Genomic DNA, 12,338 nt, shown 5'->3' on the forward strand with positions numbered 1-12,338 from the left:
TATGCGTCACTCATTCCTGTTTCTTTTTGCCGTTGCTGCAACATTGTCGGGTATTCCTGGCTTTGCCCAAAAAAATGTGTCTTATTATAATGAACCTTACCGGCCGCAATTTCATTTCACGGCAGAAAAAAACTGGCTGAACGATCCGAACGGACTGGTATATTACAAAGGCGAATACCATCTTTTTTACCAGCACAACCCTTATGGCAAAGGCTGGGGCAATATGCACTGGGGGCATGCCGTAAGCAATAACCTGCTGCACTGGAAACACCGGCCATTGGCCATTTACCCGTTAGAAGGCACACCCGACCATTATAAATGCCCCGCGTTTTCGGGAAGCGCAGTGGTAGACCGGAATAATACTTCGGGATTACAAAAAGGCAATGAAAAAACGATTGTAGCCATATATACCGCGATGCATTGCGGCCAGCGGGTCGTGTACAGTAACGATGCAGGCAAAACCTGGCAACCCTACCCCACCCCCGTGATACCGGTTATGAAAAACGGAACGATGGATGAACGCGATCCCAAAGTTTTCTGGCATGAGCCGGCAAAAAAATGGGTTATGGTTTTGTATATCGGCCCCGATAAAGATCAGCAGGAAAGAGGAATCGCCATATACAATTCTGCCAACCTGCTGCAATGGGAACAGAAAAGTTTTATCAAAGGAATGTATGAATGCCCCGACCTTTTTGAACTGGCCGTTGATGATAATCCTGCAGAAAAAAAATGGGTACTGCATGGGGCAGACGGCGGTTATTTTATTGGCAGCTTTGATGGCAGCACTTTTATACCCGAAACGGAAAAGATAAAGATGGATCTGGGCAATAATTTTTACGCCGCTCAATCCTATAGTGATATTCCCGCTGCAGATGGCAGGAGGATACAAATCGGATGGATGAACGGCGGCATTTATCCTGACGCTCCGTTTAACCAGCAGATGGCTTTTCCCTGTGTGCTTACTTTAAAAAGATTTCCGGAAGGTTTACGGGTATGCAGGAACCCTGTGACGGAAATAAAAAACATTTACGGGGAAAAATTCGTCATCACAAACAAGATGGTGCAACCCGGCTCCAATATATTATCTGCAGTAAAAGGAGATGCATTGGATATACATGCAGTAATAGAACCTGGCACGGCCGGATCATTTGGTTTTGTAATCCGTAAAGGCAGTTATGAAACAAGCGGTACCCCTGTGCGTTATGATGCCAGGAATAAAAAATTAAGCGTCCTGGGAAAGACCGTTGACCTTGAACCCGTGAATGGAAAAATTGAATTACGCATACTGGCAGACAGGGCTTCCTTAGAAGTGTTTGCCAATGGCGGCAAAATATCGTTATCCGGTTGCTTTATTCCTGTATACACTTTTAATGACCTGGAATTTTTCTGTGAAGGCGGAAATGTGAAAGTGGAAAGTATGGAAATATATAAACTAAAATCTGCCTGGCAGAAATAATGGTCATCATCAATATTTACCTGAATACACAAACATGAAAAAGATCTTTTTTATTGCCAGCATGTGTGCCTTCTTTGGTACGTTCTGTAATACAGTGCCAAAGCCGGAAAAAGCGCCTGAAGCGATTGGCCCCGTTCCTACCGCAAAACAACTTGCCTGGCACGACCTGGAATTTTACTGGTTCATTCATTTTGGTCCCAACACCTTCACCAATAAGGAATGGGGGCTTGGGGATGAGCCTGCAGATGCGTTCAATCCTACAGCGCTTGACTGTAACCAATGGGCCCGTGTGGCAAAACAATCGGGCGCCAAAGGAATTATTTTAACTGCCAAGCACCACGATGGCTTTTGTTTGTGGCCAAGCCAATATTCAAAACATACCGTGCGGGAAAGCAAATGGGAGCATGGCAAAGGCGATGTGTTGAAAGCATTATCCGAAGCCTGCAAGGCCAACGGCTTATTGTTTGGCATATACCTTTCTCCGTGGGATCGTAACCATCCGCAATATGGCACACCTGAGTATAATGACGTGTATGTAAATACCATGGCTGAGGTAACAACACAGTACGGTCCATTATTTGAGTTTTGGTGGGATGGCGCCAATGGTGAAGGCCCCAACGGGAAAAAACAGGTATATGATTTTGCCCGGTTTGAAAAAGAAATTAAAAAGCTGGCGCCGGACGCGGTAGTGTTTAGTGATATCGGCCCCGATATTCGCTGGGTAGGTAATGAAAGCGGCATAGCGGGTAAAACCAACTGGAACCTTTTAGATACCGCCGGGTTTACAAGAGGGTCAGGCGCTCCATCGCAGGATACCTTAAACCAGGGCAACGTGAATGGCAAAAACTGGATTCCTGCGGAATGTGATGTGAGTATCCGCCCGGGATGGTTTTATCATGCCGAAGAAGATGATAAAGTAAAAACACCGGAGCAACTATTTGATCTGTACCTTAAATCGGTTGGCCGCGGCTCCTCTTTTTTATTAAATGTTCCCCCGGACAGAAGAGGGCTGATACACCCTAATGATTCAGCAGCGCTGGCAGGATTTAAAAAATACCGCGATGAAAGCTTCGCTGATAATCTTTTCAAAAACATACGCGTCCGCTATACAAATGCCGCCGGCGAGCCGGTTACAACAAATTTCAACAATGGCTTTAATGCAACTTATATTAATACCGGGGGCGATAAAAACATTATTACAATTGATCCCGGTAAAGAGGAAACCATTAATTGTATTTTGCTGAAAGAATACATCGCTTTGGGACAAAGTATAAAACAATTCAAATGCCTGCTGAAGAACGGAGAAGAAACCGTTAAAACCATTGAGGGTACAACCATCGGGCATAAGCGGTTACTTACTTTTGATGCTACTGCCGTAACCTCGGTTGACATTGTAATTGAAGATACCAAAGGGAATGCTTTAATAAGTGATATTGCCGCTTACCGGATACCCGGCCAGTTGGTAGAGAAGTGAGACGTAAAAGATACAGTTGCAGGTTACAGGGCCCAGTTACAAGGAATACCCTGCAACCTGAGTCCCCTGCAGCTAACCAGGCAGTAGTATTAAGCATCCTTATTTAAAAACAGTACCATGAGCAATACCGCGGGCAAAGAAAATCTTTCGTGGTTTAACCGGTTGCATGTTATTTATAAAATAATGATCTGCGCCGGTATAGCAACGGGCATATCGTGGCTGATCCCTTTTCCGCATACACATTTGGCCGGACTATCGCATATAATGCTGGGATGGGATGGTTTTTGCCTTTTGCTGCTGTTGTTTTACTGGCATTCCTTTTTCACTACACCACAATTGCATATACGTAAACAGGCCGCTAAGGAGGATACAAGCCGTGCTATTATTTTTTCCATCATTCTTATTTCAACTTTCGCAAGCATGCTGGCGGTAATATTATTGCTTACCGCCAAAAAGCAGGATCAGGGTGTAAAAGAACTGCATTTACCCATTGCTATAGCAGCAATGATTTTATCATGGGCGCTGGTACATACGGTTTTTGCCGTACGGTACGCCCATCTGTATTACAGCAATCATGCATCGCATCCGCAAACACATGCCGGCGGAATGGATTTCCCGGAAGACGACAAACCGGATTTTCTTGACTTTGCCTATTTTTCCTTTGTACTGGGTATGACCTTCCAGGTATCGGACGTTTCGGTAACATCCAAAAAAATAAGGCGATGGGCCCTGTGGCACGGCCTGATCGCGTTTGCCTATAATACGGTTATAGTGGCGCTTACCATTAATATTATAGCAGGACTGGGAGGATGAGCAACACAGGTTTGGAGTTTACCCGGCATATCCGCTTTAACACGCTTCCGGCGGTTAAGATTATGACAAGATTGGCAATATTATCGCTTGTTCCTGCATATATTTAACATATCTTCATGCCATTGCGCAAAATAAAAACACAAACAAATTAATGTCCAAAGTATTATTCAATAACAAAAATGCCGCATTCTTTTCATCGCTTAAAGCATCTGTAGACGATTATTTTAAACAGAGAAACCTGAGGAAAACAGGCAACTGGCTGCTATATACTAAAACGCTAACCCTCATACCTGCAGCCGTTGCTATATATATTGTTCTGCTTTTTGTTTCCATGCCGGTAATACTAACCATCGTTCTGGGTGGAGCATTAGGCTTTTTAATGGCCTGCATAGGATTTAATGTAATGCACGATGCCAACCACGGAAGCTATTCCAGCAAAAAATGGGTAAACAATACGCTGGGGCTTTCCATCAATGCCCTTGGCGGCAATAATTTTATATGGAAACAAAAACATAATATCATCCACCATACGTATACCAATGTGGATGGCGTGGATGACGATATTGCCAAAAGTCCGTTTATACGCATGTGCAGAACGCAGGTATGGAAGCCCATGCACAGAATTCAGCACCTGTACACCCCATTCTTATATGCCGTAAGTTCATTGTTATGGATACTCTTCCAGGATTTTGAAAAATATTTCAAACGCAGGGTAAACACCACGGTATTAAGTAAAATGTCAGGAAACGATCATTTCGTTTTTTGGTTCAGCAAAGTGATGTATGTATTATTTTATATTGTTTTACCTGTTTTGTTGATGGGCTGGCAGGGCTGGCTGGTATTTTTCTTAAGCATGCATATAGGTCTTGGATTTGTACTCGCCATTGTATTCCAGTTAGCGCATGTGGTAGAAGAAACCGAATTTGAAGTTGCAGGTATGGATGAAACCAAAATAATAGAAAATGAATGGGCCGTACACCAGGTAAAAACCACGGCAAACTTTTCGCCCGGTAATAAAATCGTTTCATGGTTTGCCGGTGGATTGAATTACCAGATAGAACATCACCTGTTTCCCCGCATCAGCCATGTGCACTACCCGGCTTTAAGCAGGATTGTACAGGAAAAATGCGCCGCTTTTAACTTGCCTTATAACAGTATACCTACCATGGGAAAAGCGGTTATTTCCCACTTCCGTTTTATTAAAGCATTAGGTAAAAAGTAGTACCAGCCTGGTATGGTATATTAATTTTGCATACTAAGCAAAAAAGCAGGCTAAAGCTACCTAAGGCTATTGTCAATACGCGGAATCTCTCTTCGCTTTAATCACTGCCCAAAGGCCTGGCAGGCGGTGCTAACAACCCGGGTTGATACACTTCAACACATTTTCAAAGATCAGCATTCCTGGTTATCACATCACTATAAGCATGCACACCTGTAATAACAGCCCTGCCATGCGGGTTAACAACATATGCAAACGATTGTCCTATTTTGCCGCAATCGTTTGCGCTATTTACGTAGCAGCTATCTTTTTTTAAAAAAACACTCATATTTGCATAAGATCATTTTGTAATAAGCTATTACAGTATCGCCAAAACATTTTATTCATTTCAACTGCTATATGGAAACCAAGGAGAATACCCGGTATCTTTTTCAGCGCTTATATGAATCGGACGATCAGCCTGCATTCATGCGCTTGCATGCTCACTTTTTTCCCGGTTTGTTCCGGCTTATTTCTTCTATTACCGGGCACCATGAAGCGGCGGAAGAGCTAACCAATGATGTTTTTGTACAAACCTGGCAAAACAGGAAAAAATTAAACATTGTTGACAATCCCGAAGTATATCTTTTTGTTTGCGCTAAGAATGCGGCCATTACTTATCTTAAATCCATAAAGGCGCCGGCTACCAGTATAGAAGATCTGCCGCAATTTGACCTGCAAATGGAAAGAACACAGGAAGATATGCTGATCTCCTCGGAAATGGTAGCCCGTATCAATATAGCCATCCGGCAACTGCCGCCTAAATGCAAGCTTATTTTTTTACTGGTAAAAGAAGACAACCTGAAGTATCGTGAAGTAGCAGAAGTACTGGGAATATCAACCAAAACCGTTGAGGCGCAAATGAGTATCGCCCTAAAAAAACTCAGCCAGTCCATTCCTTTTTCACTTCCTGCATTTGCCCGTTAAAAACCGGGATAACTGCTCAACTCTATCCATTAAGTTTTTTAAAGTTCCGGCGCCGGGAAACTATTCCCGGAAGATTTTTGGATAATCTTCAATATTTAAATAAATATGCCTGCCGCTTAAGGGTAAATCATTTTTTTGCACTCCTTTATAAAAGGAATCAATACTACAATGCCTGTTGACCGGATTTGGGAACTCTTAACAAAAAAGTTTAATAACGAAATTTCATTGCAGGAACTGGATGAGCTGGAAACGCTATTATATGAGAACCAGGACGCCTTCCAGTTAAATGAGTTGTTAGGCGGTTTGAGGGAACTTCTCTTCAAACCTGTTACAGATGAAGCCATGAAGAGAAGAAGTGCTGATGTTATAAACCAGGTTATCGAAATCAATAATAAAGATAATAACCCGGTGGATATGCCTGGCGGGTATGCCGTACGTTCCAACCGGAGAAAAAGAATGGGAATTGGCGCGGCAGTACTTGCATCCGTTCTCCTTTTCGTCAGCATCATATGGTTTCCTTTCTGGGAAAAGGAGGAGGCTGATCAATACCCGGACAATAATGTAAATGAAATAAAAACAGACGCTGGTTCTAAAACAACCATCAATTTGCCCGATGGCTCTATCGTGGTTTTAAATGCAGGCAGTAAACTAACTTATAATAAAGCATTTGGTATCAGCTCAAGAAAAGCAACCTTAACAGGCGAGGCTTATTTTGATGTTCGTAAAAACCCGGCTATGCCCTTCGTAGTTCATGCGGGAAGCGTTGATATATGGGTAAAGGGTACCACTTTTAATCTGAAAGCCTACCCTAAAGATTCTACTATAGAAGCAGCGCTGCTAACAGGCATTATTGAACTGGTTTCTCAAAAAAATCCTAAAAGGAAAATTTTGCTGCAGCCTAATGAAAAAATCATTGTTAACCATTCAACGTTCAACAAACAGGCATCTCCTTCAAATACCAGCCGGGCTACCCTGAATAACGAAACAATTTCCTTAAGCAAGATGACATTTGATCCGGTTGACAGCAGTTTTGCCGAAATAGCCTGGCTGCAAAACAAATTAATTTTTCGTTCCGAACCTTTTAGCGGCCTGGCCCGGAATATGGAACGCAGGTATGGTACAACTATTAAGTTTTTAGACGACCAGGTGAGTGAACTGGTGTTTACCGGCTCTTTTATGGAAGAAACCTTACCCGAAGCACTGGAAGCGTTGAAAAGTACGGTACCATTCCATTACAGTATTCAAAACAAAGTAGTATTTATCAGTAAATAAAATTTAAAACCAAAACCAATCCTGCATGATGTAAGGCTATCAAACAAAAAGGGAGATGCGCTAACATCCCCCCTTTCTCTAAAGTAACCGGGAACAGGCTGTGACCAATGTTCCCCATTTATTAACTCTAATTCTGCAAAGCTATGCATTTAACTCAAAACGACTGCAAACCAACAAGGGTTTGGCAATCGCCCCAATTGTTGTTTTTTATGAGAGTATCTTTTGTTCTTACCACCCTAATTTGTATGCACCTGGCTGTGCTGGCGCATGCACAAAACACACTTTCTATAGTGGTAAAGAAAGAACGGTTGAAAAATGTACTTGAACTGATTGAACGGCAATCAGAATACCGTTTTCTTTACAACGACAACCCCATCATTGAAAATAAAATAGTAACCCTGAAAATGCGGGAAGTTACTTTGGAAAAAGTATTGAAACAGCTACTGCAGGGCACGGGCATTGTGTATAAACTGAATGCCAATAACCTGGTGGTTCTTTCGGTTGCTGCTAACGAAGAAATGAGCGAACTGCTGCAACTTAAAGCCATAACGGGTAAGGTAACCGATGAAAGTGGCAAACCGCTTGCAGGTGTAACCGTGCAGGCAAAAGGCTCTGCAAAAGCTACTACTACATCCGATGATGGCTCTTTCTCCATTACTATAGAGGAAGATGCGAACATCCTGGTATTTTCTTTTATAGGTATGCAAACGCAGGAAGTAAACCTTGCCGGGAAAACGTTTGTTGAAGTGAATATGATTGCCTCTGATAAAAACCTGAATGAGATAGTAGTAACGGCGCTTGGCATTAAAAAAAGCAGGAAAGCACTGGGTTATTCCGTTTCTGAATTAAAAGGCGATGAGTTTACGAAAGTCCGGGAAACAAATCTTGCCAACGCATTGTCCGGTAAAATTGCCGGGGTAAATGCCAGCAGCATTGCTTCCGGCCCACAGGGGTCAAGCAGGGTTGTAATAAGGGGTAATAGCTCCATTTCCGGATCCAACCAGCCTTTGTATGTGGTAGATGGCATCCCCATAGATAACAGCAATTTTGGTAATGCCGGCGAATGGGGCGGCTCCGATGGCGGAGACGGAATTTCCAGCATCAATGCCGATGATATAGAAAGCATTTCTGTGCTAAAAGGCTCTTCTGCTGCGGCCCTTTACGGCTCCCGGTCTTCAGCAGGCGTAATCCTCATTACTACTAAAAAAGGAAGCGCAGGCAAGGGCGTTGCTGTAGAAATTAACAGCAGTTATACTATGGACAAGCCATTGGTGGCAACCCTGAGCGATTATCAATATGAGTATGGGCAGGGCAACCTGGGCAACAAGCCTGCAACCGCCACCGAAGCAATTGATTTCGGCAGAATGAGCTGGGGCGCTAAAATGGATGGCGCCAGTGTTATACAGTGGGACGGACAAATGCGGCCCTATTCTCCACAAAAGGATAACCTTAAAAAATTTTACAATGATGGCATGACCCTCAATAATTCTGTAGCGATATCCGGTGGTACCCAGCTGGCAAATTTTCGTTTTTCGGTTGCCGACCTGCTGGGTAAATCGCCGCTGCCCAACTCCGATTTACGCCGTAACTCTTTTACATTTAGTGGTGGGCTGAATGGCAAAAATATTATGTTCAGCGCTAATCTCCGCTATGTTCGGGAACGTGTTAAAAACAGGGCCCGATTGTCGGACTCTCCCATGAACCCCAATTATCCGGCTTATATCATTCCTACTTCAGTAGATATTGAAACACTGAAGCCAGGATTTACCGCTGAAAGGTTTGAAACAAAATGGCAGGACAATCCCTATATTCAGAACCCTTATTTTGTATCAGGACAGGATTTTTCAAAAGATGATAAAGACCGTTTTATCGGAACAGTAGAAGCGAAATACAATTTTACCAAAGCATTGTTTGCAAGGGTGAAAACCGGTACCGATATGTATTCCCGCAGAACCTGGGGCATTGATCCGATTGGCTTATTGTTCAACCCCGGCGGAAATCTTGGCGTTTCAACTTCCTGGTTCAGTGAATTCAACGTAGAAGGGATACTTGGATATGATAAGCAATTTGGCAATGATTTTCACGTAAGCGCATTTGCAGGGGGTAATATGATGACCCGCAAAAATAATAGCCAGTCACTGGGCGGCAGCCAGTTCAACATTCCTTTCATGTATGTGTACAGTAATGTGAAGAATAAAGGAACGGGAGGAAATGATATGTACGAAAAAAGGATCAATTCTGCGTTTGGTTCGGCTGAGTTTAATTACAGGGATTTTTTATACCTGACCGTTACGGGAAGAAATGACTGGTTTTCCACATTGCCTGTCAGCAGCAACAATATCTTTTATCCATCCGCTTCATTAAGTTATGTACTGTCCGAGTCTTTAAGGATACCGGATTGGGTAAGCTTTGCCAAAGTGAGGGCGGCATTTGCCCAGGTTGGCGGAGATACCGACCCCTACCAGTTGAATCTTACCTATGGACTTAACAATCCATACCAGGGAATGCCATCCGCCAGTATTGCACAAGGGTTTGTTCCCAATTCCAAGCTAAAACCATTCACCAAAACTGAAAATGAATTTGGTCTGGAAGCCAGGCTCTTTAACAGCAGGCTGTCGGTAGATTTGGCTTTTTATAGCAATAAAACCACCAACGATATCCTGTCTACAACCATTTCACCCGCTTCGGGATATGGCTCTGCCGTTGTTAACGTAGGCGAAATCCAAAACAAGGGTATTGAATTGATGCTTTCCGGAAGTGTAATCAAAAAGGGTAATTTAAGCTGGGATATCACAGGCGTATTCTCTTACAACAATAACGAAGTAGTTAGTCTGGCAGAAGGCTTAACATCACTGCAGGTAGGTGTAAGCAGAACATTTAATGGATTTGTATTTCATGAAGTAGGTAAGCCGTTTTCGCAGGTAAAAGGCTATACGTATAAAAAAGATGTAAAAGGCCAAACGATTTTTGGAGCTGATGGCAAACCTAAGAGAAGCGATGAGATGGTATCATTTGGTACCGGTGTTGCACCGTATGCTTTGGGTATTACCAACAGCTTCTCCTGGAAAAACTTTTCAGCTTCGCTATTGGTAGATGCGAAGTGGGGAAATAAAATTTATTCAGCAACCAATGCCTATGCCTATACGTATGGTTTGCATAAAAACACACTTACCGGCAGGGAAACAGGCATTGTAGGACAGGGAGTAAATGAAAGCGGACAGCCCAACACCGTTAAACTGGAGGCCCAGGATTATTACAGGTATCTAACAGATAACATTACCGAAGAATTTGTTTATGACGCCAGTTTTATAAAACTGCGACAGATTGCTATCGGGTATAATGTATCGCCCAGGGTGCTGAACGGCACTCCATTCAAAGCAGTAAATGTTTCTTTAATTGCAAGAAATCTTTTATTACTCTATAGCAAAACAGATAATGTAGATCCCGAATCCAATTACAATATCACCAATGCGCAGGGACTGGAAATGTTTGGAGTACCTCAAACAAGAGGTATCGGTGTTAGCCTGAATGTGAAATTTTAATCACCTAATTAATTTTGTATAATATGAAATTGTATAATAATAAACTATTTTTTCTAATAATTGGTACGGGATTTTTTTTGTTGTCCTGTACTAAAGATTTTGAAGAAGTGAATACCAACCCAACATCGCCCGAAGTAGTACCCATTGGTTATTTATTCACCAACGCCATAGCTGTGGGGCCAGGTTCTGAATATGAAATCAGAAGGGCCAATCTCAGGTTTTGCGCTACCGTTGTGCAGCATTTGGCTTCGCCCCTGGCAACACTATGGGATGGCGACAAATACCAGTATTATGAAGAGCAATCTTCAGCATTATTCGGCTCTACCTATACTTCTCCTTTAAAAGCAATTGAGGATGTGCTGGACAAGGCCGCCAAAGAAGAAAACAATGCTAACTATATAGCCTGTGCCAAAATATGGAAAGTACTTGTTATGCACAAGGTTACGGATTTATATGGCGATGTACCTTATTCGGAAGCCGGAAAAGGATATCTCGAACAGGTATTTCTTCCAAAATATGATGCCCAAAAGGATATTTACGATAAAATGCTGGCAGAACTGGATGAGGCGGCCGCCGCGCTCGATGCCACTAAACCTACCTTTGGCAATGCCGATGTAATTTACCAGGGTGATGTAACCAAATGGAAAAAGCTGGCTAATTCCCTCATGCTGCGCCTGGGTTTCCGTTTGATAAAAGTGGATGCCGCAAAAGCGGAACAATGGGTGAAGAAAGCAATAGCCGGTGGAGTGATGCAAAGTAATGCAGACATTTGTTATACAAAGCACGATCCTATCAATTACCTCAATCCAAATGGATACGCGTTTATAAGACGTGGTGAAATTGCAAACCAAGAAGTAAAACTGAGCCTGACTTTTGTTAATTTCATGAAATCAAAAGGAGATCCCCGGCTCAGTATTTATGGTAACCTGCATAAGGACGGTGCCGGAAATGTAGATAATACGCCAGCTAATCAAAAAGGTCTTCCCAATGGTTGGGACAATTCTTCCGGAACAGCTTATCCCAGCCTGGAAAGTTATTCAGGAGGCGCTAACCTGCTCACCTATACAGAGCCCGGTATTAATATCATCCGGGAAGATGCGCCATTCTTTTTTATTACCTATGCAGAATCAGAACTACTGATGGCCGAAGCGGCAGTAAGAGGATGGATAACCGATGACGCGGCATTGCATTATAACAAGGGAGTGGAAGCCGCTATGAAAGCCCTGGCGCTGTATCCAAATAACCCAACTATTCCGGACGCACAGGTTACAACGTACTTAACCGCCAATCCATTTCCGGCAGGCTCCAATGAGCAAAAGCTGGAAGCCATCAACACCCAGTACTGGGCAGCGGTTTTCTTAAATGAATATGAAGCGTTTGCCAACTGGAGGCGGACCGGTTACCCGGTTCTTACACCAGTGAATTATCCCGGCAACGTTACAGGTGGTAAAATTCCACGCAGGCTTAAATATCCCCAGTCTGAATATGGTATCAACAAAGTTAACGTGGATGCGGCAGTGAGCCGCCAGGGGGCCGATGAAATGATAACACCGGTTTGGTGGGATAAACAATAAAAAAAATGAATTGAAAAAAGAT

The 12,338-nt window shown here is 43.1% G+C and carries 9 protein-coding genes; 8 read left to right on the plus strand and 1 reads right to left on the minus strand.

Annotated elements, in window-relative coordinates; all coding sequences use genetic code 11:
- The first annotated feature begins 1 nt into the window (after nucleotide 1).
- From VL121_RS07635 to VL121_RS07650, 4 genes are all read left to right on the plus strand, one after another.
- Nucleotides 2-1,456, plus strand: coding sequence for a glycoside hydrolase family 32 protein (locus VL121_RS07635; RefSeq protein ID WP_325403833.1), 1,455 nt, complete (start codon nucleotides 2-4; stop codon nucleotides 1,454-1,456).
- A 34-nt stretch (nucleotides 1,457-1,490) separates the two neighbouring features.
- The gene (locus VL121_RS07640) at nucleotides 1,491-2,930 is read left to right on the plus strand and encodes an alpha-L-fucosidase (RefSeq protein WP_325403835.1); all 1,440 of its coding nucleotides are present in this window, start codon (nucleotides 1,491-1,493) and stop codon (nucleotides 2,928-2,930) included.
- Nucleotides 2,931-3,047: 117 nt separating this feature from the next.
- Nucleotides 3,048-3,743, plus strand: a complete 696-nt coding sequence (locus VL121_RS07645) for a DUF1345 domain-containing protein (RefSeq protein WP_325403837.1) — start codon at nucleotides 3,048-3,050, stop codon at nucleotides 3,741-3,743.
- Nucleotides 3,744-3,894: 151 nt separating this feature from the next.
- On the plus strand, nucleotides 3,895-4,965 hold the full coding sequence (locus VL121_RS07650; RefSeq protein ID WP_325403839.1) for a fatty acid desaturase family protein: 1,071 nt from the start codon (nucleotides 3,895-3,897) through the stop codon (nucleotides 4,963-4,965).
- Between the two features lie 163 nt (nucleotides 4,966-5,128).
- Here the strand turns inward: VL121_RS07650 and VL121_RS07655 are convergent, their stop codons facing one another.
- The gene (locus tag VL121_RS07655) at nucleotides 5,129-5,290 is read right to left on the minus strand and encodes a hypothetical protein (RefSeq protein WP_325403841.1); all 162 of its coding nucleotides are present in this window, start codon (nucleotides 5,288-5,290) and stop codon (nucleotides 5,129-5,131) included.
- Between the two features lie 71 nt (nucleotides 5,291-5,361).
- Between VL121_RS07655 and VL121_RS07660 the strand changes: the two genes are divergently transcribed.
- The 4 genes from VL121_RS07660 to VL121_RS07675 all read left to right on the plus strand — a co-directional run bounded on the left by VL121_RS07660 (nucleotide 5,362) and on the right by VL121_RS07675 (nucleotide 12,316).
- Nucleotides 5,362-5,928, plus strand: coding sequence for an RNA polymerase sigma-70 factor (locus VL121_RS07660; RefSeq protein ID WP_325403843.1), 567 nt, complete (start codon nucleotides 5,362-5,364; stop codon nucleotides 5,926-5,928).
- Between the two features lie 135 nt (nucleotides 5,929-6,063).
- The gene (locus VL121_RS07665) at nucleotides 6,064-7,200 is read left to right on the plus strand and encodes a FecR family protein (RefSeq protein WP_325403845.1); all 1,137 of its coding nucleotides are present in this window, start codon (nucleotides 6,064-6,066) and stop codon (nucleotides 7,198-7,200) included.
- Nucleotides 7,201-7,409: 209 nt separating this feature from the next.
- The gene (locus VL121_RS07670; protein WP_325403847.1) at nucleotides 7,410-10,742 is read left to right on the plus strand and encodes a SusC/RagA family TonB-linked outer membrane protein; all 3,333 of its coding nucleotides are present in this window, start codon (nucleotides 7,410-7,412) and stop codon (nucleotides 10,740-10,742) included.
- Between the two features lie 23 nt (nucleotides 10,743-10,765).
- Nucleotides 10,766-12,316, plus strand: coding sequence for a SusD/RagB family nutrient-binding outer membrane lipoprotein (locus VL121_RS07675; protein WP_325403849.1), 1,551 nt, complete (start codon nucleotides 10,766-10,768; stop codon nucleotides 12,314-12,316).
- Nucleotides 12,317-12,338: the final 22 nt, after the last annotated feature.

Origin of the sequence: Agriterribacter sp. (assembly GCF_035497235.1) — a bacterium.
GTDB lineage: Bacteria > Bacteroidota > Bacteroidia > Chitinophagales > Chitinophagaceae > Agriterribacter.

Bases quoted from the DNA above. Each gene is read 5' to 3' on its own strand.
- VL121_RS07660 (WP_325403843.1), top strand. From the start codon at position 5,362: ATGGAAACCAAGGAGAATACCCGGTATCTTTTTCAGCGCTTATATGAA.
- VL121_RS07670 (WP_325403847.1), top strand. From the start codon at position 7,410: ATGAGAGTATCTTTTGTTCTTACCACCCTAATTTGTATGCACCTGGCT.
- VL121_RS07640 (WP_325403835.1), top strand. From the start codon at position 1,491: ATGAAAAAGATCTTTTTTATTGCCAGCATGTGTGCCTTCTTTGGTACG.
- VL121_RS07635 (WP_325403833.1), top strand. From the start codon at position 2: ATGCGTCACTCATTCCTGTTTCTTTTTGCCGTTGCTGCAACATTGTCG.
- VL121_RS07645 (WP_325403837.1), top strand. From the start codon at position 3,048: ATGAGCAATACCGCGGGCAAAGAAAATCTTTCGTGGTTTAACCGGTTG.
- VL121_RS07650 (WP_325403839.1), top strand. From the start codon at position 3,895: ATGTCCAAAGTATTATTCAATAACAAAAATGCCGCATTCTTTTCATCG.
- VL121_RS07675 (WP_325403849.1), top strand. From the start codon at position 10,766: ATGAAATTGTATAATAATAAACTATTTTTTCTAATAATTGGTACGGGA.
- VL121_RS07655 (WP_325403841.1), bottom strand. From the start codon at position 5,290: ATGAGTGTTTTTTTAAAAAAAGATAGCTGCTACGTAAATAGCGCAAAC.